This window comes from Mycobacterium sp. (assembly GCF_049683355.1).
Classification (GTDB): Bacteria; Actinomycetota; Actinomycetes; order Mycobacteriales; family Mycobacteriaceae; genus Mycobacterium.
Window position 1 is genome coordinate 1 of the sequence record NZ_JBAUJB010000073.1, and the last position, 24,108, is coordinate 24,108.

18 protein-coding genes, 2 tRNA genes and 4 pseudogenes are annotated in these 24,108 nt (G+C 66.8%); 8 read left to right on the plus strand and 16 right to left on the minus strand.

Annotated elements, in window-relative coordinates; all coding sequences use genetic code 11:
* The 4 genes and pseudogenes from WA944_RS04305 to WA944_RS04320 all read right to left on the minus strand — a co-directional run.
* A partial coding sequence (locus WA944_RS04305) for a glycerol-3-phosphate 1-O-acyltransferase (protein WP_526646430.1) occupies positions 1-1,905 on the minus strand: 1,905 nt, incomplete at its 3' end.
* 26 nt (positions 1,906-1,931) lie between these two features.
* Positions 1,932-2,090 (minus strand): annotated as a pseudogene (locus tag WA944_RS04310) (hypothetical protein); the annotation flags it as partial.
* A 204-nt stretch (positions 2,091-2,294) separates the two neighbouring features.
* Positions 2,295-3,530 (minus strand): annotated as a pseudogene (locus tag WA944_RS04315) (HAD-IB family hydrolase/lysophospholipid acyltransferase family protein); the annotation flags it as partial.
* A pseudogene (locus tag WA944_RS04320) lies at positions 3,527-5,001 on the minus strand (wax ester/triacylglycerol synthase family O-acyltransferase). The pseudogenes WA944_RS04320 and WA944_RS04315, both read right to left, overlap by 4 nt.
* A gap of 97 nt (positions 5,002-5,098) precedes the next feature.
* Here WA944_RS04320 and WA944_RS04325 point away from each other — a divergent pair.
* Positions 5,099-5,175, plus strand: a tRNA-Arg gene (locus WA944_RS04325).
* Positions 5,176-5,208: 33 nt separating this feature from the next.
* On the opposite strand, the gene WA944_RS04330 is transcribed toward WA944_RS04325, so the two are convergent.
* On the minus strand, positions 5,209-6,297 hold the full coding sequence (locus WA944_RS04330) for a PQQ-dependent sugar dehydrogenase (RefSeq protein WP_526609483.1): 1,089 nt from the start codon (positions 6,295-6,297) through the stop codon (positions 5,209-5,211).
* Between the two features lie 138 nt (positions 6,298-6,435).
* On the opposite strand from WA944_RS04330, the gene WA944_RS04335 reads away from it, so the two are divergent.
* Entirely contained in the window at positions 6,436-7,188 is a 753-nt protein-coding gene (locus WA944_RS04335; RefSeq protein WP_526372717.1) for an acyl-[acyl-carrier-protein] thioesterase, read from the plus strand.
* 41 nt (positions 7,189-7,229) lie between these two features.
* Complete coding sequence (locus WA944_RS04340; protein WP_526372718.1) at positions 7,230-7,982, plus strand: enoyl-CoA hydratase; 753 nt, start codon at positions 7,230-7,232, stop codon at positions 7,980-7,982.
* A gap of 1 nt (position 7,983) precedes the next feature.
* On the opposite strand, the gene WA944_RS04345 is transcribed toward WA944_RS04340, so the two are convergent.
* From WA944_RS04345 to WA944_RS04365, 5 genes are read right to left on the minus strand one after another with little or no spacing between them, the layout of a single operon-like run.
* The gene (locus WA944_RS04345) at positions 7,984-8,790 is read right to left on the minus strand and encodes an HpcH/HpaI aldolase/citrate lyase family protein (protein ID WP_526372719.1); all 807 of its coding nucleotides are present in this window, start codon (positions 8,788-8,790) and stop codon (positions 7,984-7,986) included.
* Positions 8,790-9,287, minus strand: coding sequence for a MaoC family dehydratase (locus tag WA944_RS04350; RefSeq protein WP_526372725.1), 498 nt, complete (start codon positions 9,285-9,287; stop codon positions 8,790-8,792). Before WA944_RS04350 ends, WA944_RS04345 begins: the two co-directional genes overlap by 1 nt.
* Before the next feature lie 53 nt (positions 9,288-9,340).
* Positions 9,341-10,489, minus strand: a complete 1,149-nt coding sequence (locus WA944_RS04355; protein WP_526372726.1) for an acyl-CoA dehydrogenase family protein — start codon at positions 10,487-10,489, stop codon at positions 9,341-9,343.
* A 26-nt stretch (positions 10,490-10,515) separates the two neighbouring features.
* Entirely contained in the window at positions 10,516-12,507 is a 1,992-nt protein-coding gene (locus tag WA944_RS04360) for an acetyl/propionyl/methylcrotonyl-CoA carboxylase subunit alpha (RefSeq protein ID WP_526372720.1), read from the minus strand.
* A 7-nt stretch (positions 12,508-12,514) separates the two neighbouring features.
* Complete coding sequence (locus tag WA944_RS04365) at positions 12,515-14,065, minus strand: carboxyl transferase domain-containing protein (RefSeq protein WP_526372721.1); 1,551 nt, start codon at positions 14,063-14,065, stop codon at positions 12,515-12,517.
* Between the two features lie 95 nt (positions 14,066-14,160).
* Between WA944_RS04365 and WA944_RS04370 the strand changes: the two genes are divergently transcribed.
* Positions 14,161-14,799, plus strand: coding sequence for an SACE_7040 family transcriptional regulator (locus WA944_RS04370; protein ID WP_526372722.1), 639 nt, complete (start codon positions 14,161-14,163; stop codon positions 14,797-14,799).
* A 10-nt stretch (positions 14,800-14,809) separates the two neighbouring features.
* On the opposite strand, the gene WA944_RS04375 is transcribed toward WA944_RS04370, so the two are convergent.
* The 3 genes from WA944_RS04375 to WA944_RS04385 all read right to left on the minus strand — a co-directional run bounded on the left by WA944_RS04375 (position 14,810) and on the right by WA944_RS04385 (position 17,116).
* Positions 14,810-14,965, minus strand: coding sequence for a DUF6131 family protein (locus tag WA944_RS04375; RefSeq protein WP_159233730.1), 156 nt, complete (start codon positions 14,963-14,965; stop codon positions 14,810-14,812).
* 36 nt (positions 14,966-15,001) lie between these two features.
* Positions 15,002-15,205 (minus strand): hypothetical protein, encoded by a 204-nt coding sequence (locus WA944_RS04380; protein ID WP_526372723.1) that lies wholly within the window; start codon positions 15,203-15,205, stop codon positions 15,002-15,004.
* An 84-nt stretch (positions 15,206-15,289) separates the two neighbouring features.
* Entirely contained in the window at positions 15,290-17,116 is a 1,827-nt protein-coding gene (locus tag WA944_RS04385; protein WP_526609488.1) for an alpha/beta hydrolase family protein, read from the minus strand.
* Positions 17,117-17,250: 134 nt separating this feature from the next.
* On the opposite strand from WA944_RS04385, the gene WA944_RS04390 reads away from it, so the two are divergent.
* Complete coding sequence (locus tag WA944_RS04390) at positions 17,251-18,069, plus strand: MmpS family transport accessory protein (RefSeq protein WP_526609477.1); 819 nt, start codon at positions 17,251-17,253, stop codon at positions 18,067-18,069.
* Here the strand turns inward: WA944_RS04390 and WA944_RS04395 are convergent.
* Positions 18,066-19,391: an MFS transporter gene (locus WA944_RS04395; RefSeq protein ID WP_526372406.1), complete on the minus strand. Its 1,326-nt coding sequence runs from the start codon at positions 19,389-19,391 to the stop codon at positions 18,066-18,068. The genes WA944_RS04390 and WA944_RS04395 overlap by 4 nt on opposite strands.
* 25 nt (positions 19,392-19,416) lie before the next feature.
* Here WA944_RS04395 and cmrA point away from each other — a divergent pair, with 25 nt between their 5' ends.
* Positions 19,417-20,223, plus strand: a complete 807-nt coding sequence (cmrA, locus tag WA944_RS04400; RefSeq protein WP_526372405.1) for a mycolate reductase — start codon at positions 19,417-19,419, stop codon at positions 20,221-20,223.
* A gap of 87 nt (positions 20,224-20,310) precedes the next feature.
* Here cmrA and WA944_RS04405 read toward each other — a convergent pair.
* Positions 20,311-21,886, minus strand: a pseudogene (locus WA944_RS04405) (helicase HerA-like domain-containing protein).
* Between the two features lie 79 nt (positions 21,887-21,965).
* Between WA944_RS04405 and orn the strand changes: the two are divergent.
* Together orn and WA944_RS04415 are read left to right on the plus strand one after the other, a co-directional pair.
* The gene (orn, locus tag WA944_RS04410; RefSeq protein ID WP_526372404.1) at positions 21,966-22,613 is read left to right on the plus strand and encodes an oligoribonuclease; all 648 of its coding nucleotides are present in this window, start codon (positions 21,966-21,968) and stop codon (positions 22,611-22,613) included.
* Between the two features lie 28 nt (positions 22,614-22,641).
* Positions 22,642-22,714 (plus strand) — tRNA-His (locus WA944_RS04415).
* Positions 22,715-22,866: 152 nt separating this feature from the next.
* On the opposite strand, the gene WA944_RS04420 is transcribed toward WA944_RS04415, so the two are convergent.
* Positions 22,867-24,087: an Ig-like domain-containing protein gene (locus tag WA944_RS04420; RefSeq protein ID WP_526372403.1), complete on the minus strand. Its 1,221-nt coding sequence runs from the start codon at positions 24,085-24,087 to the stop codon at positions 22,867-22,869.
* Positions 24,088-24,108: the final 21 nt, after the last annotated feature.

Here is a 24,108-nt window from a genome sequence, read left to right on the forward strand (position 1 = left end):
ATGCCACGACATCTCCTGGATGACGTGTTCCCGGAAACCCGCGGAGTCGGCGAAGTAGAAGTCGAACTTCAGCAGATCGCGCAGCCTCATCACCTGCGACCAGAACGCTTCCAGGCGGTCGGAATGCGCGCGGGCGGCGTGGGCGAGTGACAGTTCGACCAACGACGTCTCCAGGAACGCGTCGATCAGCGAGTTGCGGTAGAACGCGGCCTCGTGCTCGTCCTGCGAGGCGATGTGCCACACCGGTTCTCGGCCACCGTCGATCCGGGTCACCGGGTGTCCGTTGGAAAGTGCGTCTACCGCCGCGCGCACACCGTCGGGGGTTCGCAGCCGCAGCGCGCTGTTGGTCATCGGCGTCTGTTTGCGCTCGAGGTAGTCCAGCGAGTCCTGCAGGGTGTGGTGCAACTGGTCCAGCGTCAGCGCGATACCGCGGGTGCTCAGCAGCAACGCCGACACCAGAGCGGTGGCGTTGACGGGCGTTACCTGGAGGATCCGGAACGCGACCTGGAACGCCATCTTCTGCAGCGCAAGGCGTTTGGCGTCCTCGTCAGTCGTCATCGGGCCATGGGGCTCGCCGAGGTATTCGCGCATCGAGACGGCTTCTGGGAACCGCACATAGATCTTGCCGTAGTTGCGCTCGCCCTGCGCCTTGATGAAGTTGTACAGCCACGACAAACCCTCTGGGGTCTTCTCCCCGCCCCGCGCGTAGGCCGCGTACTCGGCGGTTTCGTGGAGTTGGTCGAAGCTGATGGACACCGGTTGCAGCAGGATGTCGTCACTGCGGCCGTCCAGATAGGCGTCTGCGACGTAGGCCAGCAGGCCGAGCTTGGGGGGCAACATCTTTCCGGTGCGCGACCGGGTCCCCTCGATCGACCAGCTGAGGTTGAACCGCTTCTCCACGATGTAGCCGACGAACTGACGCAGCACATACTTGTACAGCGGGTCGTCGAGCTTGCGCCGGATGAAGATGACGCCCGACCGCCGCATCAGCGGACCCATCGCGCCGAACGACAGGTTGATTCCGGCGAAGGTGTGTACCGGTGGCAGCCGGTTCTCCTGCATCGCGACGGGGACGATCGCCCCGTCGAGATAGGACCGGTGCGAGAAGAGCAGCACTGCCGGGTGGGATTCGAGGGCGTGGCGCATCGATTCGACCTCGAGACGGTCATAATCGATGTTCGGGTCGAATCCTCTGCTGAATATGGCGCGCCCCAGCGACGGGATCAGGTCGACGGAGAACCGGCTCCAACCGGTGCCGAGTTCGTCGAGCATCTCGCCCGCCTTCTCGACGGTCGCGTCGGGAATCTTCTCCAGGCCCTCGCGGAACCGCGCCGACGCCAACATCTCTGGTTTGACCAGCCGGGGCGACTTGTACTCGGGACCGAGCAGTCGCAGCTCGACCCGTTCGATCGCGAGGATCGCCCGGCGGATGACGAATCTGGCGAATTCCCTTGGGTTCTCGGCAACAGTGGTCTCGCGCCACTGCTGATGCAGCTCCGACACCTTCGCGGGTTCGCCCGCGACCACCCGGGCACGCGCCGGATCCCGCTTCAGGATTCGGCGCTGGAACAGCTGCGGCGGGCAGTAGGTGTCGCGCCCCGACAACAGCGCCACCACCTTGGATCGCGTCGGCAGCCCGCCCGGGACCCAGAACACGCGCACCGGCACGACGGAACGGTCACCGTCGGCCTCGAGCAACTCGACGAGACCGGCGAGCACCCCCGGCGGCGGATCGTCGTCGGCCGGCAGCTTGAGCACCGCGATCTTCGATTCGGGATGCTCCCGGCGCTGGTGTTGCAGCCAGTCGTTGAGAAGCTCCTCCTCGGCCGGTGACGACACCGACGCGAGGACCAGAGCGTCGTCGGTGGCGGTGAAGGCCGCCATGTCTTCGATGTGCGGCTTCATGGCCGTCCCTTGCCGGTGCGCTTGACAGCTCCCTTGGCGGGAGCCTTTTTGGCCGGCGTCTTCTTGGCTGCCGTATTCTTCGCCGGCGCCTTCTTGGCTGCCGTCTTCTTCGCCGGCGCCTTCTTGGGCTTGTAGAGGTCGGGGACGGGCACCTCGTCGTGGGGCCAGTTCCGAAGCGTGTCCATGTAGAGCTCACGCACCTCGGCGATGCGCTCCGTCAGGTTCTCGTGGGTCCAGTCGTCGACCGGAATCGGCGGGTAGACAACAACATCGACGGTGCCGGGGTTGAAGGTGCTGGAATCGCGCGCGGCGATCACCTCCGCGTTGCGGATCACGATCGGCACGATCGGGATGCCCACAGACATCGCAATCCGGAATGCACCCTTCTTGAACTCGCCGACCTCTGTGGTGTCCAGCCGGGTGCCTTCGGGCGCGATCAGTATGGACAGTCCCTTGCGCGCGAGGTCCTCGACCTTCTTGAGACCTTCGACCGCCTTCGCCGGGTCGTCGCGGTCGATGAACGCCGCATCCATGATCTTGCCCATGGTGCCGACGATGGGATCGTTCTCGAGTTCCTTCTTGCCGACCGAGGTGAAGTTGTCGCTGACCAGCCGTCCCGCGATCAGCGGGTCCGCCTGGTTGCGGTGGTTGAAGATGAACACCGCGGGCCGTTGCGCGGTCAGGTTCTCTCTGCCGAGCACCTGCAGGTTGATGCCGATGGTGTTGAGCAGCGTGCGCCCGAACATCGAGGTGAAGAAGTTCACGCCGGTGCGCCGGTTGCGGGTCAGCAGCCCGACGCCGACCGCTCCGGCGGCGATCGGCATCATCGACGCGATCCCGGCGGCGGTGCGCAACTGGGAAAGCGGGCTGGTGCCGCTGCGGCTGCTGAACCGCAGCACCGGCCACCCCCGTTTGGCGGCGACGGCGGCCATCTTGCCCGCCGGGTTGGTCGGACGGGGGTTGCCGACGAGGTACATCAACGCCACGTCCTCGTCGCCGTCGGCGTAGAAGTAGCTCTTCGACAGATCCACCCCGTTCGCCGCAGCGAACTCCTGCACCGCCCTGGCCTTGCCGGGACCCCAGATGATCGGCCGCTTGACCTCGCCGGTGATCAGGCCGTCGTCGTCGGTCTCGAACTTGTTGCTCAACACGTTGTCGATGCCGAGGAACCGCGCCACCGGCTCGACCTGCACCGTCAGCGCCGACGAGCTGAGCACCACGGTGTGGCCGCGGTTCATGTGCGCCCGTACCAGCTCCCGCATCTCCGGATAGATCCGGCTGACGATCTTCTGCATGAACAGCCGCTCGGCCAGTTCGTCGATCTCGTCGACCGAGTTGCCGCGCAACATGCGTGCGCCCTTGCCGATGAGGTCCTCGAACTCCGAACGGCCCAGCTGGTGATTGAGACCGGCCTGCACCATCCCGACGAACTCACCGACCGACATCTGGCGGCGCCGCAGCCGATCCTGCGTCATCACGACGCCGGTGAACCCGGCTACGAGCGTGCCGTCGAGGTCGAAGAACGCGCCGACCTCGGGGCCGGGCGGACTGGCATGGATCTCGGCGACCGAACCCGGTAGACGCAGCTGACCGTCAGCTGATGTGCCCGATACTCCCGATGTCATTGTGCGGCACTTCCGTTACGTAAGTAGGGACTGGACTGTTGCTCGAACGTCACCGGTGTCGCTCGACCGTCACCGCCGAGCGCGAGCACTTCATCGAAACCGGCGAGAGACAGTCGGCCAGCAGTTTCGGGTCGGTGATCGATGCCTTGTCGTAGCGCAGGGTGACGGTGCAGTAACCGGACCGTGAGATCAGCACCACCATCATCGCCACCCCGGGCAACGGCCCAAGTCCGTACTGCCGCAGCACCTTCGCACCGGCGATGAAGGTGTCACCGGCATAGACCGGTACGTTGCTGGCCTGCACGTCGGAGTTCACGATGCATCCGGCCATCGATTCCAGCACGGTGTCCGGCAGCAGGCTCACGACAGGTGCGATCGCTCCGACCATGTCGAGGGCACGCTCGTCGCGCTTGCTGGTCATCTGCGAGCGGATGTTCTTGATGCGCACCGCGGGGTCGGACAAGCCGATCGGCGCCGCGAGGTTGACCCCGGCGAACCGGTTGCCACCCGCCGGATCTGCATCGGAACGCAGGTTCACCGGGACAGCCAACGGCAGAGTGTCGACGGGAACCCCCATGGCCTGGTGGTAGAGGCGCAGTGCGCCGCACAACCCGGCCAGATAGGCGTCGTTGATCGAGCCACCGGCCGCTTTCGCTGCGCGATGCAGGTCCCCGAACTCGATGTCGATGGCCTCGCTGCGTGAGGACAGGCTGCGGCGACGCAGCAGCGGTGACGGATCGGCAACCGGGCCCATCACCCTGGCGCCGGACATCGCGTAATCGATGACGCTGCCCAGTCGGCGCACCGGATCGCGCACCACATGGCCCACCGTGAGCGCGGCACCGAACAGGACGTCGCGCACCCCGCCGACGATGGTGCCCGGCAGTCGGTTGACCCCTTGTCGCATCAGGTCGTTGGGTGACAGGTCGGACGGGATCGGAAGGGGCGGGGTGTCCTGCGCAGGCGGGTCACGCTCGAGGTCGTAGAGGTTGGCGAACATCTCGACACCGCCGACACCGTCGGTCACCGCGTGGCTCAGATGCACCATCAAGGCGGCTTGGGCGTTCTGCACGCCCTCGATCAGGGTGGCCGTCCACAACGGCCGTGAGATGTCGAGTGGGGACTGCGCGGCGACCTCGACGATGTCCATCACCTGCCGCAGCGTGCCCGGCTCCGGGACCCGCACCCGGCGGACGTGGAAGTCGAGGTTGAAGTCGGGGTCCACGACCCAGCGGGGGGCTGCGGTCGCCAGCGTCGGCGTCACGACCTTCTGCCGCAGCCGCAGCGCCTTGCGTGAGGCGATCTCGAAACGGCGGCGGAACAGGTCCCAGTCCGGTGTGGTGTCGAGCAGTTCCAGCGTGATGATGCCTGACCGGGTGCGTGGATTGGCTTCCCCGCGATGCCGGATCTGGTCGAGCGGGCCGAGTTCCTCCGGGAGTCCGGCCGCATCCAGTTCCGGCGCGTTGCTCATGCGCACCACGCTAGTCGGCCATCTCGCGACGCGGAGCGACTTTGTCGGCGTCGCGCCCGCGATCGCATTTGGCACATTCGATAGACTCCTCGACGTTGCCTCCGTAGCTCAGTCGGATAGAGCAAGGGCCTTCTAATCCCTAGGTCGCAGGTTCGATTCCTGCCGGGGGCGCCAGGTAGGGCGCTGACGGGAGTGGTCCCCGTGTCGTCAACCGCCCGTCAGCGCGTCCGGTCGGACGCTGACGATTCGATCGTCGCCCTCCCGCGGGTCACCCCGCCCGTCACGATTGCTGGTGGTGAACCACAATGTGCCGTCGGGCGCCGCCACAACCGTCCGCAGCCGCCCGTACTGCTCGACGAAGTGGCCGACGGGCTCGCCGAGCGCTCCGTCCGCGCCGATCGGTATCTGCCACAGCCGCTCACCACGCAGCGCCGCCACCCACAGCGAACCCGCCGCGTAGGCCACACCGGACGGAGACGCCTCTCCGGTCCCCCACTGGACCCGCGGGTCGATCAGCCCGGGGATGCCGGCCCGTCCCTCCGCTTCGGGCCAGCCGTAGTTTCCATCGGGTTCGATCAGGTTGACCTCGTCCCAGGTGTTCGCGCCGTACTCGGTGGCCCACATGCGGCCCTCCGCGTCCCAGGTCAGTCCCTGCACATTGCGATGCCCGTAGGACCAGACCGGTGATCCCGGGTCCGGGTTGTCCGCCGGGACGGAGCCGTCCGGGTTGATGCGGAGTATCTTGCCGCCCAGTGACGACTTGTCTTGTGCCAATCCGGAATTCCCAGCGTCACCGGTGGTCACGTAAAGCATCCCGTCCGGCCCGAAGACGATGCGTCCGCCGTCGTGGATCCTCGCCGCCGGGATTCCGGTCAGGACCGGTCGCTGGTCGGTGAGCACGCTTCCGTCGAAGCGGGTGGCCACGACCCGGTTGTCGGCGTCGGTGGTGAAGTAGGCGAACACCGTAAGGTCCTGGGCGAAGTTCGGCGATACCGCCAATCCGAGTAGGCCGGCCTCACCGCGCGGCACCACACCGGTGACGTTGCCGATCTCGCGCAGTTGGCCGGGCGCAGTCAGGTGTTTGACAGCGCCGGTGTCACGTTCGGCGATCAACGCGGTTCCGTCCGGAAGAAACGTGACTCCCCAGGGCACGCCGAGTCCGGTGGCGACGTCCTGGGTGCTGACCGCGGCGCTCTGCACTTCGCGGGAACCCGAGTCACTTGGTGAACATCCGGCGATCAGCGCACCGACCACGGCCGCCACCCACCATGCGCGTCGTCGCCCGTGACCAATCATTGCTCTCCAACGTAGCCACGCATGCCCGGGCTCGCCACGATCGAGAGGCGCGACCTTCGCGCGCAGCGGAACCTTCTTTCAAGGGGTCACCACCGCCGTGAGCGCCGCAGCGGACCAGGGACCGTAGGCTGACCCGCGATGCCCACCAACGCCGTCGATCATCGCCTCAGCGCCATGCCCGAGACCGGATACGTCTACCGCACCTCTTGGCCGGTGGCGACCGGCGACCTCGACTGGAACCTCCACCTGCGCCTCGACGGCGTGGCCCGCTACATCCAGGAAGTCGGCGCGGAGAACCTCGTCGACGCCGGTGAAGCCGAGGACCATCCGCACTGGCTGGTACAACGCACCGTCATCGACGTCATCGAACCGATCGAGTTTCCGAACGACATCTCATTCAGCCGATGGTGCTCGGCACTGTCGTCGCGGTGGTGCACGATGCGCGTCGACCTCGTCGGCAGCGACGGCGGTCGCATCGAGACCGAGGGTTTCTGGATCGCGATCAACTCGAAGACACTGACACCCCAGCGTGTTTCGGACACGTTGATCGAACGATTCGCGTCCACCACCGACGTGCACCGGCTGAAGTGGCGCCCATGGCTGGAGAACCCGGGCAATCCGGACCAGTCCATGGCGTTCCCGCTGCGCCGCACGGACATCGACATCTTCGATCACGTCACCAACACCGCCTACTGGCATGCCATCCACGAAGTGATCGCCCTGGTCCCCGACGTCTGCACACCGCCCTACCGCACGGTCATCGAATACCGCAGGCCGATCAAGTACGGCGAGGACATCACCGTCGGATGGTCCCGCCACGGCGACGATGTGCAGATCGCACTGTCCGTCGACGACGAGGTCCGCGCCGCTGCCCTGCTGCGCAAGCTGTAGCCCTATGTGGGGCCGCCCGGCCCCGCCACTACCCTGAGCGAGTGTCCGCTCTGGTACTGACGCAGGTCGAGGATCGCGTCGCAGTCATCACCGTCAATGATCCCGACCGCCGCAACGCCGTGACGGCGGAGAGTTCGGCGGCACTTCGCGCAGCCGTCGAAGCGGCGGAGGCCGACACCGGTGTGCACGCGGTCGTCGTCACCGGCGCCGGCAAGGCGTTCTGTGCCGGCGCCGACCTCACCGCACTGGGCGAAGCGACCGAGGACGGACTGCGCGTGATCTACGACGGCTTCCTCGCCGTTGCGCAGTGCACGCTGCCCACCATCGCCGCGGTCAACGGCCCCGCGGTAGGAGCGGGTTTGAATCTCGCCCTGGCAGCCGACGTGCGCATCGCCGGCCCGGCGGCGGTGTTCGATCCGCGGTTCCAGAAACTCGGCATCCACCCAGGGGGCGGCGCGACGTGGATGCTGCAGCGTGCCATCGGTCCCCAGGCGGCCCGGGCAGCCCTGCTGTTCGGGATGCGCTTCGACGCACAGGCCGCCGTCCGCCACGGCCTGGCGCTGGAGGTGGCTGACGACGCGGTGGCCGCCGCCCGGACTCTTGCGGCCGGGCCGGCGGCTGCGCCCCGCGAGGTGGTCATGGCGACGAAAGCCTCCATGCGGGCCACCGCGAACCCCGGCACCGTGGACCTCGACCAGCACCGCCTCGCCGTGGACGTCGAGATCGGTCCTCAGGCAGCGTCGATCGAGTCACCGGAGTTCGCCGCCAGATTGGCTGCCGCCAAGCGCAAGTAAGCTACGGCGCCAGCGCCACGATGCGCTCGGCGCGGCGCAACACCGGCATGTCGACCATCTGACCGTCGAACTGGAACACCCCGCGCTCGGTGGCGGCCCTCGCGAGAACAGCTCGCGCCCAATCGATCTGAGCAGCAGTGGGTGCGTATCCGGCGCGGATCACCGCCACCTGCGTGGGATGAATCGCTACCTTGGCATCGAATCCGACCGCGACGGCGTCGTCGGTCTCGGCGCCCAGCCCGTCCAGGTCTTTGATGTCGAGATAGACCGAGTCGAGCGCCAGCCGGCCGAAGGCCTTGGCGGCGAGCAGGCTCTGTGACCGTACGTGCTTGGCGACATCGCGATAGCTGCCGTCGGGCCAGCGGTTCGAGGTTCCACCGGTGGCCGCGAACAGGTCTTCGGCGCCCCACATGACGGCGAACGCGTTGTCGACCCGGGCGGTCTCGGTGACGGCCAAGGCTCCCCGCGGCGTTTCCACCAGCACGACCACGGCGAGCGGCGCCAACGAGGCGACCTGCTCGGCGGTTTCGGTCTTTGCCAGCATCACCGTGGTGTAGTCGGTGGCTTTGACGGCCTCGACGTCGAGCGCGTGGTCTGGCGTGGCGACGGGGTTGACACGCACCACCGTGCGGGTCGGGTCCAGCGGGGTGTCCAGCAGCGCCCTTCGGGCGGCTTTGCGGTCTTTGGCCGCGACACCGTCCTCGAGGTCGAGGATCACCACATCGGCTGCCGCAGCTGCCTTCTCGAATCGCTCCGGACGGTCGGCCGGGCAGAACAGCCAGCCCGGTCCGTTCTCTGCCAGCGCCATCACGCCTCGCTTTCGGAGCGCTTGCGCACCATGGTCTTCCGCGACGCTGTCGCGACCACGTCACCGTGCTGGTTGCGTCCGGTGTGGGCGAAGGTGACGATGCCCTCGCCCGGACGGCTCCTTGACTCGCGTTTGTCGACGACCTCGGTCTCGGCGTAGAGCGTGTCGCCGTGGAACAACGGTTTGGGAAAGGCAACCTCACCGAATCCCAGGTTGCCGACGATGGTGCCCTGGGTGAGCTGGGCGACCGACAACCCCACCAATGTGGACAGCGTGAACATCGAGTTGACCAGCCGCTGGTTGAAAGGCGGCAGCGCATCGGAGAACGCCGCATCCAGATGCAGCGCCTGCGTGTTCATGGTCAGCGTGGTGAACAGGACGTTGTCGGCCTCGGTGATGGTCCGCCCCGGACGGTGCTGGTAGAGCACACCGGTCTCGAACTCCTCGAACCACAGACCACGCTGGACGACCGTCTTCTTCGGCGCATCTTCCCCCATCACTTCTGCCCGATCGTTCGCCCCGCTCACTTCTGCCCGATCGTTCGCCCCGCTCACAAGCCCAACTCTCGTCCGATCAGCATCAGCTGCACCTCCGTGGTGCCTTCGCCGATTTCGAGGATCTTGCTGTCCCGGTAGTGCCGGGCCGCCGGGTACTCGTTCATGAAGCCGTAGCCGCCGAAGATCTGGGTGGCGTCCCGGGCGTTGTCCATGGCGGCTTCGCTGGCCACCATCTTGGCGATCGCGGCCTGCTTCTTGAACGGCTTGCCCGCGAGCATCAGCGCGGCTGCGTCGTAGTAGGTGGCGCGGGCGACGTGCGCCCTGGCCTCCATCCGGGCGATCTTGAACGCGATGGCCTGGTTGGTTCCGATGGCGCGGCCGAATGCCTGCCGCTCCTTGGCATACTTGACGCTCTCATCCACGCACCCCTGTGCCGCACCGACCGACAGCGCCGCGATCGCAATGCGGCCCTCGTCGAGGATGCGCAGGAAGTTCGCATATCCGCGCCCCCGCTCGCCGAGAAGGTTCTCCTGCGGCACCCGCACGTCGTCAAAACTCAAAGGATGGGTGTCCGAGGCGTTCCAGCCCACCTTGTTGTAGGCCGGCTCCGCGGTGAAACCCTCGGTCGGCACCGGCACCAGGAGCGACGAGATCTCCTTTTTTCCGTCGTTCTCACCGGTGACGGCGGTGACCGTCACCAGTTTTGTGATGTCGGTGCCCGAGTTGGTGATGAACTGCTTGCTGCCATTGATCACCCAGGTTGAGCCATCCGTTTTCGCGGTCGTCTTGGTCGCGCCGGCGTCGCTGCCGCCGCCCGCCTCGGTCAACCCGAACGCCCCGAGCGCCTTTCCGCTCGCCAGCAGCGGCAGCCACTCCCGCTTCTGCTCCTCACTGCCGAACCGGTAGACCGGCATGGCGCCCAGCGACACCCCGGCTTCCAGCGTGATCGCCACACTCTGGTCGACCTTGCCGAGCTCTTCCAGCGCCAGACACAGCGCGAAGTAGTCACCGCCCATGCCGCCGTACTCCTCGGGGAACGGCAGCCCGAACAGCCCCATGTCGGCCATCCCGGCCACCACCTCGTACGGGAACGAGTGCTCTTCGTCGTGTTTGGCCGAGACCGGCGCCACCACGCTCTGCGCGAAGTCGCGCACGGTCCTGACCAGCTGTTCGTAGTGGTCGGGCAGCGTGCCGGTCGCCAGGAAGTCGGTCGCCTGATTGTGGGTCGTCACTGCTGCGGCTCCTCAGTTGCCGTTATCCGGGCCAGCACCTGGCCCACTTTCACCTGTTCGCCCACGCTGACGAGCAGTTCCACCACACCGTCGACCGGCGCGGCCAGTGCGTGCTCCATCTTCATCGCCTCCACGGTGACCACCACCGCGCCGGTCGTCACCGTCGTACCGTCCTGGATACCGACTGCGACGACCGTGCCGGGCATCGGACTGGTCAGCTCGGCGTCGCCACGGTGCGCGTCGTCGGGACGCACGGGCGGTTCCAGGATCTCCTCGACCAACACGACCCGACCCGATCCGGCCAGCCACACCTGTGCGCCTACGGCAGCCACCAGGTATTGCGAGCGCAACCCGTCGACCGTCACCGCCAGCCGGTCATCGTCGAGAGATGCCCGCAGGGTTCGGGTTCGACCACCTTCGACGGTGGCCGTGGCGTTCTCCGGTGTACCGGTCAGCCAGACGTGGTCGGTCCGCTCCCCGGCCCGCAGCCGGATGGTCGTGGGCGCGCGGCCTGCGATGCGCCAGCCCGAAGGGACGTCCCACGGGCTTGCCGGAGAAACCGGCCACGACTGCAGCCAGCGGTAGGCCGCCGCGGCGATCAACTCATCGTCTCCAGGGCCCTGCGGGGCGAAATCCGAGGTGCGGCGATCCAGCAACCCGGTATCCAGCCGTCCGGCGGTCACGTCGGGATCGCCAAGCAGAAACCGCAGGAATTCGACGTTGGTGGTGAGACCGAGCACCGCGGTGTCGGCCAACGCCGCGTCGAGCTCACGCAGTGCGGTGGCCCGGTCGGCGCCGTGAGCGATCACCTTCGCCAGCATCGGGTCGTAGTCGCTGCCGACCACGGTGCCACGGGCCAACCCGGAGTCCACCCGGATCCCGGGTCCGGACGGCTCGCGCACGCCGACGACGTCACCCCCGGTAGGCAGAAATCCGCGGGCGGGATCCTCGGCGTACACCCGCGCTTCGATCGCGTGGCCGGTCATCCGGACGTCGTCCTGGACGATCGGCAGCTTCTCCCCCGCAGCGATCCGCACCTGCAGCTCGACCAGGTCCAGCCCCGTCACCATCTCGGTGACCGGATGTTCCACCTGCAGGCGGGTGTTCATCTCCATGAAGAAGAACTCGTCAGGCCGGTCGGCGGAGACGATGAACTCCACGGTTCCGGCGCCGGTGTAGTCGACGCTGCGGGCGGTGTCACACGCGGCGGCACCGATGCGGGCGCGGGTGGTGGCGTCGAGCAGCGGTGACGGCGCTTCCTCGATCACCTTCTGATGCCTTCGCTGCAGGCTGCACTCACGTTCGCCGAGATGCACGACGTCGCCGTGGGTGTCGGCGAGCACCTGCACCTCGATATGGCGCGGGTTGAGCACGAATCGTTCGAGGAACAGCGCGTCGTCGCCGAACGCCGACGCGGCCTCACGCCGTGCCGAAAGGAGGGCAGCGCCGAGTTTCTCGGGGTCGTGCACCACCCGCATGCCCTTGCCGCCACCCCCCGCCGACGGCTTCACCAGCACGGGGAAGCCGACCTCGGCGGCGCCACCGATCAGGTCGTCGTCGGTCAGGCCGGGCCGGGAGATCCCCGGCACGACGGGAACCCCGAAAGCCGACACCGCTGCCTTGGCCGAGATCTTGTCACCCATCGTCTGGATCGCGGCGACCGGAGGTCCGATGAACACCACCCCCGCCGAGTTCAGCGCATCGGCGAATTGCGCGTTCTCCGAGAGAAATCCGTATCCCGGGTGGACAGCTTGTGCGCCGGTGCGATCGATCGCCGACAGCAGTGCATCGATCGACAGATAGCTCTGCCGGGCCGGCGCAGGGCCGAGGCGCACGGCGATGTCGGCCGCCGCGACGTGGCGGGCGTCGGCGTCGGCGTCGCTGTACACCGCCACCGAACGGATCCCCATGGACCGCAACGTGCGGATCACCCGGACCGCGATCTCGCCACGGTTGGCGACCAGTACGGTGTCGAAAACCTGTGTCATGTCTTGGTCACATCCGAAATACGCCGTAGGAAACCGGTTCGAGCGGCGCTTGCCCGACCACCGAAAGTGCCAGCCCGACAACGGTTCTGGTGTCAGCAGGGTCGATGACCCCGTCATCCCACAGGCGTGCGGTCGAGTAGTAGGGATTGCCCTGGTCTTCGTACTGTGCGCGGATCGGCGCCTTGAACGCTTCTTCCTCTTCCGCAGTCATCTCGCCGCGGACCGTGGCCAGCACCGATGCTGCCTGCTCACCGCCCATCACCGAGATCCGAGCGTTGGGCCACATCCACAGGAAGCGTGGCGAATACGCGCGGCCGCACATCGAGTAATTCCCCGCGCCGTAGGAGCCACCGATCACCACGGTCAGCTTGGGAACCCGCGCGCAGGCCACGGCCGTGACCATCTTGGCACCGTGCTTGGCGATGCCACCGGCCTCGTAGTCGCGTCCCACCATGAACCCGGAGATGTTCTGCAGGAACAGCAGTGGGGTGACGCGCTTGTCGCACAATTCGATGAAATGCGCGCCCTTGACCGCAGACTCGCCGAACAACACACCGTTGTTGGCGACGATTCCGACCGGATGACCGTGGATGCGCGCGAACCCGGTCACCAGGGTGGCGCCGTACTCTGCCTTGAATTCTGCGAACTCGCCGCCGTCGACGATGCGGTTGATGACCTCGTGCACGTCGTAGGGCACCCGCGAGTCGACGGGGACGACGTCGTAGAGCTCGGCTTGGTCGGCGACCGGATCGACTGTCGGCACCACTTTCCAAGGCGGTTCCGTCGGCGGCGCCAGGGTACCCACGATGCGGCGCACGATGCGCAGCGCGTCGCGATCGTCGTGGGCGAGGTGATCGGTCACCCCGGAGACCTTCGTGTGCAGATCCCCCCCACCGAGTTCCTCGGCGGTGACGACCTCGCCGGTGGCCGCTTTCACCAGCGGCGGCCCACCCAGGAAGATGGTGCCCTGGTTGCGGACGATGACGGCCTCGTCGCTCATTGCCGGGACATAGGCGCCGCCGGCGGTACAGGAGCCGAGCACCGCGGCGATCTGCGCGATTCCGTTGGCGCTCATGGTCGCCTGGTTGTAGAAGATGCGCCCGAAGTGTTCACGGTCGGGGAATACCTCGTCCTGGCGGGGCAGGAATGCGCCGCCGGAGTCGACGAGATAGAGGCACGGCAGATGATTCTGGGTCGCGATCTCCTGTGCCCGAAGGTGTTTCTTGACGGTGATCGGGTAGTAAGTGCCACCCTTCACTGTCGCGTCGTTGGCGACGATCATGCACTCGCGGCCCGACACGCGGCCGATCCCGGCGATCATCCCCGCTCCCGGGCACTCGTCGTCGTACATGCCGTCTGCCGCGAGTGCGGCCAACTCCAGGAAGGGGCTGCCCGGGTCAAGTAGGCCGTCGACGCGGTCCCGCGGCAGCAACTTGCCCCTGCTGACGTGTCGTTCCCGGGACCGCTCCGGGCCGCCGAGAGCAGCCCGCGCCAGCTTGGTTCGAAGCTGCTCGACCAGCGCCACATGATCGCCACGATGTGATGCCCGCCCTGCCATCGCTGATTCCGCCTTGCTTGAGTTAATCGGGACTAACTGATGGTATGTTAGTCATCATTAACTCTCGGTGTCCACCATCGGTAGGAGGCGGTGTCATGAGCACGCACCGTCCGCCGCCGCTCCCCCCGGTCGCCTCACGGCGCAGCAAGGCCAAATCCGACCGCCGCGGTCAACTGCTCGCCGCCGCAGAGCGGCTGATGGCCGAACACGGCTACCTCGCCGTGCGCCTCGAGGACATCGGCGCGGCGGCGGGTGTCAGTGGGCCTGCGATCTACCGGCACTTCCCGAACAAGGAGGCGCTGCTGGTGGAGCTGTTGGTGGGGGTGAGCACTCGATTACTGGCCGGTGCGACCGACGTGGTGGGCCGCTCTGGTGACCCCGATTCCGCGCTCGAGGGGTTGGTCGACTTCCACCTGGAGTTCGCGCTCGGTGAGTCCGACCTGATCCGAATCCAGGACCGCGATCTCGGCAACCTGCCGCCCGCGGCGAAGCGACAGGTCCGGCGCAAACAACGGCAGTACGTCGAGGTCTGGGTGGATGTCTTGCGTCGGCGCCGACCCGGGTTGACCGAGGCCGACGCGCGGCTGGCGGCTCACGCGACGTTCGGGCTGCTGAATTCCACATCGCACAGCGTGAAGCCGGGTATCACTAAAACGGCCGAGGTGAGCACGAGGACCGTCCTGAAAACGATGACGGTCGCCGCACTGACCTCGGCCGAACTATTGTCCGATTGAGCTTGTTGAGCTAATACCAGGCTTTCCTGCCGCCGACCGGCCGCCCGACGGATCCGAGGATCCAGAAGACGGCACCGATCACCAGAAGTACGACACCGATGTAGGTGAGGATTGCCATATTGAACAAAAGACCCAGGATGAGCAGGATCGCACCCAAGACGATCATGACCGCTCCCTTTCTGTCAGGTGACCAGCCAATTGACTACTGACTGGGTTGGGGAATATTGCACTCCGTGACTTCTGGATTTACACCCGCGTAGTTCAGCGGCCCTGCGACCACGGTCAGCGCGATGGTTCCCGCTGTGGCGCAATTGGCTTCGCCACCGGTGAAATAGTCCCGCTGATAGGCGGCGAAAACCCCGATCAACAGCCAGATGAGCACTATGACCCCGAGTACTCCTCGCATGCCATGCCTCCTCCGTATACGCACCCCTCTGGCGCGCAAAAAAGACTTACCCTGCAGACAATTTCGTAAACCTCTATCGATAGGTCAGTTGGCGAATGCGTCGGTCAGCCAACCGGTCATGGCCTTCAGCAGCACCGCACGGTTCTCACGTTTGTCGATCTCGTGACCGTCGTCTTCGAAGAGGAGCAGCTCCGTCCGGCGACCGAGCGCGCGCAGCGCCTGGCACATCTGCTCAGACTCACTGGGCGGCACGTTGGTGTCATTGAGGCCGTGTACCAACAGAAGTGGCGCGGTGATGGCTTCGGCTCGTGGGAGCGGCGAGAGTCGTTCCAACAGTTCGCGATCGCTGATCGGATGACCGTACTTTGGGTAGGCCGCTGCGGCGATCCACTGTTCGGTGCTGCGGTACCAGGTGTTCAGATCGCTCATACCGCAGATGCTGATGCCCGCGGCGAACTCACCGGGGTGGAATGCCAGCGCCGCCTGCGTCAGGTAACCCCCGTAGGACCACCCGCAACAGGCGACCCGACCCGGCGGGGCATGGCCGCTGTCGACGAGGAACCGCACCGCATCGGCGACGTCGTCGATGGCGGCGAAGCGCCGCTCTCGGTCGTCGGCGTGCATGAACGTCCGCCCGAATCCTCCCGAACCGCGCACGTTCGGAAGGAACACACAGATGCCCGCTTCCAGCAGCGCGGGGAAGAACTCGTTGTAGCCGGGCCGGCCCTGCCCCTCCGGGCCGCCGTGCAGGAACAGCATGGCGCCGATCGTCTCCACACCGACCGGCGGCTGGAACAGCCAGCCGGTGAACTGCAGTCCGTCGCGTGCGGTGACGGTCTCCAGGGTCGGGTCGGCGGACAGCGGACCACTGCTGGGCTCACGGTCGACGAGCTCCCATTCGCGAGTCCGCGGGTCGACCAGCTCCACGGTCGGGGGCTTGGACGGACCCTCCACCGTCATGGCCAGCATCGATCCACCCGCACTGATGCTCAGTTCGCTGGCGACCATGCCGGGCAACGGGATCGGATCGTGCAGCGTGCGGTCGGCATACTCGAGGATCTGCAACTCGCTGGCGCCGTGGTTGTTCCACAGAATCGCCACCGTCGAGAGGTCGTCGCTGACGGTGAACTCGTCCAGGACGTAGCCCGGCCGCTCGGCCAGCACCTGGTACGCGACGCCGTCCGCGGTCGTCGTCACCTCGAGCAGCCGGGCGTGCTCGGTACCGTTCTCGCTTCGCACCAGCGCACGCACGTAGCCGTCGGTGCTGTTGAGGCCGTACGCCTTCGCCGGGTGGTAGAGCTCGAGGATCTCGCCCTCCGGGCCCGAGCGCAGCCTGCGCGGGCTGTGGTCGTCGAGAATGATGCCGGTGTCTGTGGTCGAACCCGGATCGTAGGGCAGCAGCGCGATTTCGGTGAGTCCCCGCAACATGATCAGGTCGCGGTAGCCGCGCGGGCCGACACGCACCAACGACGCACCCGCCCAAGCGTCGACCAGCCGGCCGCCGGAGCGGCGGTCGAGCACGGTGGTCGTTCCCTCTGACGGATCGATCAGACACGAGCTGCCCACACCGTCTTCACCGGTCAGGATGGCCGCGACGAGCGTGCCGTCCCAGCCGATCAGTTCGGCGGTGCCCTCGACCTCTGTCGGCCAATGGTCGATCCGGCGGGCATCACGGTCGTCGGGATCGGTTGTCACGACCCAGATCTGGCTGCGGGTGCCGCCCTCGGGAGCTACCTGGCAGGCCAACCAGTATCCGTCGGCCGAATGCATCACCCGCGTGACGGGTCCCTCGACGGGCAGTTCGACGTAGCGCGACGAGCTCGCCCGCCAACCGCGCAGGAAGCGCTGTACCGCGCGCGGATACCCGCCGGCGTCGATGAGGTGGGCGAACGCGGTGGCGTCCGGCGACATCGACGCCCCGTAGAGCCTGCGAACCTGCTGTACCACGGCTCCTGATTCTGCATGGTCTGCGAGCCTGGCGGGGTGCGGGCCGGTGAACGGCGCCTTGAGCGGTTGCACAGGTACCCTGCAGCCATGAGGTGGGCATGAGCGACCGCGGACGTGAGGAGCAATCAGGCTTCAGCGGACGTGAGGAGCGATCGGGGTTCAGCGGACGTGAGGAGCCGACCCAGCAGTTCGGTTACGGCTACCCCGGGTACACCGATCCGGCCTATGCGAGCCAGACGCCGTACGGGCCGCCCTACTCGGCGCCGCCGCCGCACCCGACCGAGCACCTACCTGCGTATTCGCCCTACGGCTACGACCCGTCAGCTACCGGGCGGTACGGGCCGCCCTATCCGCCCGGACCCGGAGATGAGCCGCCACCACCTCAAGGCCCGAAGTCGCCACGCTGGCTGTGGATCGTCGCCGGAGTCGCGGTCGTCATGGTGGTCGGCCTGGTCATCGCACTGGTGATCGTCAACAGCTCCCGGCAGGAGACCGTGGTGGCGCCGCTGCCGTCGCTGCCCGAACCGAGTTTCTCCACCCCCACCACGACGCCGCGGAGTCCGTCCACGACGACGCGGGCCCCCTCGACGCCGATACTTCCGCTGCCGAGCCTGCCGTCGCGGACCCCGTCCACCGACACCACCGTCCCCGGCGCGACGGACAGCGTCGTCTACACCGTCGGCGGTGACGGTCGGGCCATCAACATCACCTACGTCGACACCGGCGGCCTGCTTCAGACCGAATTCAACGTGATGCTGCCGTGGAGCAAGGAGGTGTCGCTGCCCCAGCCCGCCGAGGGCTCGGCCAGCATCAGCATCATCAACGTCGGCCGCGAGGTGAGCTGCTCGATCTCGGTCAACGGTGTCGCGGTGGAAGAACGCACCGGCGCCGGTCTGACCATCTGCGCCACCAGCTAATCGCGAATACGCACGTGCGGCGCGCGAACCGCCAGCATCGCTGCCAGACCGAGTGCGAGCACCACGCACAGCCCGCCCATTCCTGCCCGGTCGGTGCCGAAGACGTCGATGAAAACAGAGAACAGCCACGGCGCAAGGAAAGACACCGCGCGGCCGGTGGTCGTGTAGAGCCCGAAGGCGACGCCCTCGCTGCCTTCTGCGGACATCCGTAGCAACAGGGTCCGGGATGCCGACAGAATCGGACCGATGAACAGGCACAGCAGCAGTCCGCACACCCAGAAGGCCAGTGCTCCGGACAGCGCCATCAGGGTCAGCGCGACGACGATCATCGTCGCAAGAGACAGCACGATCACCCGTTTGGCGCCGAACCAGTCGTCGGCGTGACCGCCGAGCACCGCCCCGATCGCGGCCACCACGGACGCCGCGATACCGAAGAGCAGCACATCGGCGGCTGAAACCCCGTACACGTTGACCCCGAGTATCGCGCCGAACGCGAAGATGCCGGCCAGTCCGTCGCGGAATATCGCGCTGGCGCCCAGGAAGTAGACGAAGTTGTGGTCCCGACGCCACTCCCGCCGGATCTCGGCCGCCAGCCTGCGGTAGGCGCCGCGGACGCCGACGGGCGCGCTTCCCTGAACCGCGGCCGCCGGCGGCACCGAGATCAGCAGCGGCAGGGCGAACAGGGCGAACCACGCTGCGGTCAGCAACATCGCCGCCCGGACGTTCTGGCCGTCGTCGACGGGCAGGCTCAGCAGCCCCCGGGTGTCACCGCTTCCGGAGATGAACCCGAGATACACCACCAGCAGCGCCAGCACGCTGCCGAAATAGCCGAGCCCGAGACCCAGCCCGGATATCCGGCCGGAGTTCCCCGGGGTGGTGAGCTCCCGCAGCATCGCGTTGTACGGCACCGTGGCGAGTTCACTGCACGCCGCGGTGCACGCCAGCAGGATCAGACCCGGCCACAGGTAGCGGTGATCGTCACGGATGAGGCTCATCGTCGCGGTCAGCAGGACGACCATTCCGGTCAGCGCGGCGAGGACCCGCCGTCGGCGCGCTGGGGCGTCCACCCATACGCCCGTGACAGGTGCCAACAAAGCCACGACGAGGCCGGAAAACCCGAGCGCCCGGCCGAGCCAGCTGGCCGGGCTGGTGTCCCCGGGCAGGTCGTCACCGACGGTTCCGGTCAGGTAGACCGAGAACACGAATGTCACGGCGATCGCGTTGATGGCGGTGGCACCGAAGTCCCACAGCGCCCACGCCAACACGCGCGATCGTGCCGTGGCGATAGCCGACGTCCGGACCGGAGGCGGCAGCTCGCTCATGAACGCCCACGATATAGTCCGGCGCATGGCAGTACCCGCTCCCAGCACCGACGCCCGTGCTGTCGTCACCGGTGCGTCGCAGAACATCGGCGAGGCGCTGGCCGTCGAGCTCGCCGCCCGTGGCCATCACCTGATCATCACCGCCAGGCGGGAGGACGTGCTCTCCGCGCTGGCGAGTCGGCTACGCGAGCAGTACGGGGTCACGGTCGAGGTGCGCGCCGTCGACCTCGCCGACCCGGCCGGACGCGACGCGTTGTGCGAAGAACTCGCCGGTCGCAACATCTCGATCCTGTGTGCAAACGCAGGCACCGCGACGTTCGGAGCCGTGGCCGACCTGGACCCGGCCGAGGAACGGAAACAGGTGCAGCTCAACGTCCTCGGCGTTCACGATCTGGTGCTTGCGGTGCTGCCCGGCATGGTGGCGCGCAAGGGAGGCGGCATCCTGATCTCCGGTTCAGCCGCGGGCAACTCCCCTATTCCGAACAACGCGACCTATGCCGCGACCAAAGCCTTCGTGAACACTTTCAGCGAATCTCTACGCGGAGAACTGAAGTCGGCGGGCGTGCACGTCACAGTGCTGGCCCCCGGACCGGTGCGTACCGACCTGCCCGACCCCGACGAGCAGTCGCTGGTGGAGCGACTGATCCCGGACTTCCTGTGGATCTCCACCGAGTACACCGCCAAGGTGTCGCTGGACGGCCTGGAACGCAACAAGATGCGGGTGGTTCCGGGTGTCACGTCCAAGGCGATGTCGGCGGCCAGCGGTTACGCCCCGCGTTCGGTCGTCGCGCCCATCGTCGGCGCGGTCTACAAGAAACTCGGCGGCGACTGAACCCTGTTGCGCCGGAACTGTATTCCAGCAGCGGATTTGCGAGTCGAAGCCTGCTGGAATGCAGTTCCGGCGCAGGGGCAGCGGGATTTACCGGCGGCGGCGTCGGCGGCCGGTACCGAAGATGCTGCGGGTGATCTCACGCCCGATCACCGTTCCTGCGGAGCGCATCGCGCTCTTGAACGCCGGGCTGTCCATCACCTGCTCCAGAAAGCCCGGTTCCGGCGGCAGACCCGGCGCCGGCATCGGCGGCACCTCGACTGGCGGCGGCACCTCGACTTGCGGCGGTACCTCGACTGGCGGCGGCGCCAGCTTGGCGGCCAACCGCTCGTAGGCCGAATCTCGATCGACGGATCGTCCGTACTCGGCCTGCAGTGGGCTTGCGCCCGCAGCCCCGGCGATCGCGTCCGGGCCGATGGTGTCCATCAGCGAGCGCGGCGCGCGCATCCGGGTCCAGGCGACCGGCGTCGGTGCTCCCTTTTCGGAGAGCACTGTGACAATGGCCTCACCGATACCGAGTGAAGTCAGCGCAGACTCCAGGTCGTACACGTCGGTCTTCGGATAGGTTCGCACCGTTTTCGACAGGGCCTTCTGGTCGTCCGGGGTGCACGCGCGCAGCGCATGCTGGATGCGGGCGCCGAGCTGGCTCAGCACGGCGTTGGGCACGTCGTTCGGTAGCTGGGTGCAGAAGAAGACGCCGACGCCCTTGGAGCGGATCAGTTTGACCGTCTGCTCCACCTGCTGCAAAAAAGCTTTGGAAGCGTCGGTGAACAGCAGATGGGCCTCGTCGAAGAAGAACACCAGCTTCGGCTTGTCGAGGTCACCCACCTCGGGCAGCGTGGTGAACAGATCGGCGAGCACCCACATCAGGAACGTGGAGAACATCACCGGCCGGGCGGCCTGGGTACCGAGTTCGAGCAGGGTGATGATCCCCCGCCCCGTGGCGTCGACCCGCATCAGGTCGGCGGGCTCGAGTTCGGGTTCGCCGAAGAACGTGTCGGCACCTTCGGCCTCGAGGTTGACCAAGGCGCGCAGGATGACCCCCGCGGTGGTGGTCGAGACCGCACCCAGCGCCTTGAGCTGGGGCTTGCCCTCGTCGCTGGTCAGGTAGTGGATCACCGACCGCAGATCCTTCAGGTCGAGCAGCGGCAAACCCTGCTGATCCGCCCAGTGAAAGATCAGGCCCAGTGTGGATTCCTGAGTCTGATTGAGCCCCAACACCTTCGACAACAGAATCGGCCCGAAGCTGGTGACGGTCGCGCGGACGCGCACTCCGATCCCAGGCCGTGCCCAGTGACAGGAACTCCACCGGGTACGCGGTGGGCGTCCAGGTGTCGCCGGTATCGAGGGAACGCTGGGTGATCTTGTCGTCGGCTTGCCCCGGTCGCGACAGCCCGGACAGATCACCCTTCACGTCGGCCATCAGCACCGGCACGCCCGCTCCGGATAGCTGCTCGGCCAGCACCTGCAGCGTCTTCGTCTTCCCGGTGCCGGTGGCGCCGGCGACCAGTCCGTGCCGGTTGACCGTCGCCAGCGGGATTCGCACGTGCGCTGCCGGGTCACAGACCCCGTCGACAAGCACCGCGCCCAGTTCCCGAGCGGTACCTTCAGAGCTGTAACCTGCGGCGATCTGCCGTGCGGGGGACGCTGCAGACTCCGTGGCCATGCGGGGAACCCTACTGGGCAGCCGCCAGTAGGTGGGTGTGGCAAGCCGCCCGAAGTCGTGGGGCTTACTGTTGAGCGCTGTGCGAGACGAACTGGTGTGGATCGACTGCGAAATGACCGGCCTGGACCTCAAGTCCGACCTACTCGTCGAGATCGCGGTCCTTGTGACCGATTCTGAACTCAACATCCTCGGCGACGGCCTCGACGTGGTGATCCACGCCGGAGACAATGCTCTGTCGTCGATGGTCGACGTGGTGGCACAGATGCACACGAAGTCCGGTCTGATCGAGGAGGTGCGCGCGTCGACCACCGACGTGGCCACCGCGGAGTCGATGGTGCTGGACTACATCCGAACCCACATCTCGCAGGCCAAGACGGCGCCGTTGGCCGGCAATTCGATCGCCACGGACCGCGGGTTCATCGCCAGGGACATGCCCAAGCTCGACGACTACCTTCACTACCGGATGATCGACGTCAGCTCGATCAAGGAGCTGTGCCGCCGGTGGTATCCACGGATCTACTTCGGTCAGCCGGAGAAGGGCCTCGCGCACCGCGCGCTGGCCGACATCCACGAATCCATCCGTGAGTTGCGTTACTACCGGCAGACGGCGTTCGTGACCCCGCCTGGCCCGTCGACCAGCGATATCGCGGCGATAGCGGCCGAACTCGGCCCACCGACGCGCGACGACAGCGCTACCAATTCGGCTACGGAGGGTTCCACCGGCTAGTATCGACGACGCCGCGTGCGCGGCAATGGTGGCTGTAGTTCAGTTGGTAGAGCACCAGGTTGTGATCCTGGCTGTCGCGGGTTCGAGTCCCGTCAGCCACCCGCTCTCAGAGGCGCCGTCTACTCCGGTAGGCGGCGCTTCTGCGTCGGCGCCGGAAGCAGCAGTCGTTCCACCGCCGACGCCGTCACATCGCGTGAAGCGAGGACAGTTGGGCGCACCCGTCCCGGTGACGGGTCCGCCGTCGCTACTGCTGTCAGATGTTGGCGTTGCCGGCTTCCCACTGCTCCCAGGGGACGTTCCAGTCGCCCAAGCCGTCGGTACCGGGCAGGGTCGATCCCACGGTGTTGATGATCTCGACCACGTCACCGCGCTTGGAGTTGTTGTAGAACCACTGGCCGTTGCTGGTACTCACGTTGATGCAGCCGTGGCTGACATTGCTGTATCCCTGGCTGCCCACCGACCACGGGGCGGCGTGAATGTAGATGCCGCTGTAGGAGATCTGGGTGGCCCAGTCGACCTCGGTGCGGTAGCCGTTGGGCGAGTTGACCGGCACACCGTAGGTCGACGAGTCCATCACCATCTCCGCGCGGCGGTCGCCGACGATGTAGACGCCGTTGTTGGTGGGGGTGCTGTTCTTACCCATCGACACCGGCATGCTCTTGATGACCTCGCCGTTGCGGCGGACTGTCAGCGTCTTCGTGCTGTCGTCGACGGTCGTGATGACCGCATCCCCGACGGTGAAGCGGGTGGACACGTTGTCCTGACCGAACAGACCGTCTCCCAGGTCCACGCCGTAGGTGTTCACGGCGACGTCCACGCTGGTGCCCGGCTTCCAGTATTCCGCTGGGCGCCAACGGACTTCGCGGTTGCTCAGCCAGTAGAAGGCGCCATCGACGGGCGGGGTGGTCTTGACGGTGATCGCGCGCTCCGCGGCGACCCGGTTCGGGATGTTCTCGTCGAAGCGGATGGCCACTGGCTGACCGACGCCGACGACCTCTCCCTCGTTGGGGAGCACGTAGGGCATGGTGAGGTTCTCGGGCGAGTGTGTCTCGAACGTCATCTGCCGGCTGGTGGCACCACCCAGGCCGAGCGACTGCGCGGTCAACGTGTAGCGGTTGTTGTATCCGAGCGGCTCGGCGGTCTCCCACTTGAGCCCGTCCTTGGACAGCTGACCGTCGACGGCCTCGCCGTCTTCGTTGACCATGGACACAGCACCCAGAACGCCGAATTCCGCACTGACCGCGACCGGCGAGTCGACGCTCACTCCGACGGCGCCGTCCTCCACCGAGGACGTCAGCTTCGGGACCAGCAGGTCGCCGAAGGGGGTGCCCTTGTCGGTGATCACCTCAGGCTGCGGCGGTTGGGAACTCCCGCCGCACGCTGTCAAGGCAAACGCAATCGCGGGAACGATCGCGGCGGCCACCAACCGGGTCCGATTCCGTCGCAGACGGGTCACCGTGCTCACCTGCCACATACTTCGTTCCACCTCACATAC

Coding starts and splice junctions, on each gene's coding strand:
- WA944_RS04330 (WP_526609483.1), bottom strand. CDS start 6,297: ATGATTGGTCACGGGCGACGACGCGCATGGTGGGTGGCGGCCGTGGTC.
- WA944_RS04335 (WP_526372717.1), top strand. CDS start 6,436: ATGCCCACCAACGCCGTCGATCATCGCCTCAGCGCCATGCCCGAGACC.
- WA944_RS04345 (WP_526372719.1), bottom strand. CDS start 8,790: ATGGCGCTGGCAGAGAACGGACCGGGCTGGCTGTTCTGCCCGGCCGAC.
- WA944_RS04350 (WP_526372725.1), bottom strand. CDS start 9,287: ATGGGGGAAGATGCGCCGAAGAAGACGGTCGTCCAGCGTGGTCTGTGG.
- WA944_RS04360 (WP_526372720.1), bottom strand. CDS start 12,507: ATGACACAGGTTTTCGACACCGTACTGGTCGCCAACCGTGGCGAGATC.
- WA944_RS04365 (WP_526372721.1), bottom strand. CDS start 14,065: ATGGCAGGGCGGGCATCACATCGTGGCGATCATGTGGCGCTGGTCGAG.
- WA944_RS04370 (WP_526372722.1), top strand. CDS start 14,161: ATGAGCACGCACCGTCCGCCGCCGCTCCCCCCGGTCGCCTCACGGCGC.
- WA944_RS04375 (WP_159233730.1), bottom strand. CDS start 14,965: ATGATCGTCTTGGGTGCGATCCTGCTCATCCTGGGTCTTTTGTTCAAT.
- WA944_RS04380 (WP_526372723.1), bottom strand. CDS start 15,205: ATGCGAGGAGTACTCGGGGTCATAGTGCTCATCTGGCTGTTGATCGGG.
- WA944_RS04385 (WP_526609488.1), bottom strand. CDS start 17,116: ATGTCGCCGGACGCCACCGCGTTCGCCCACCTCATCGACGCCGGCGGG.
- WA944_RS04390 (WP_526609477.1), top strand. CDS start 17,251: ATGAGCGACCGCGGACGTGAGGAGCAATCAGGCTTCAGCGGACGTGAG.
- WA944_RS04395 (WP_526372406.1), bottom strand. CDS start 19,391: ATGAGCGAGCTGCCGCCTCCGGTCCGGACGTCGGCTATCGCCACGGCA.
- cmrA (WP_526372405.1), top strand. CDS start 19,417: ATGGCAGTACCCGCTCCCAGCACCGACGCCCGTGCTGTCGTCACCGGT.
- WA944_RS04420 (WP_526372403.1), bottom strand. CDS start 24,087: ATGTGGCAGGTGAGCACGGTGACCCGTCTGCGACGGAATCGGACCCGG.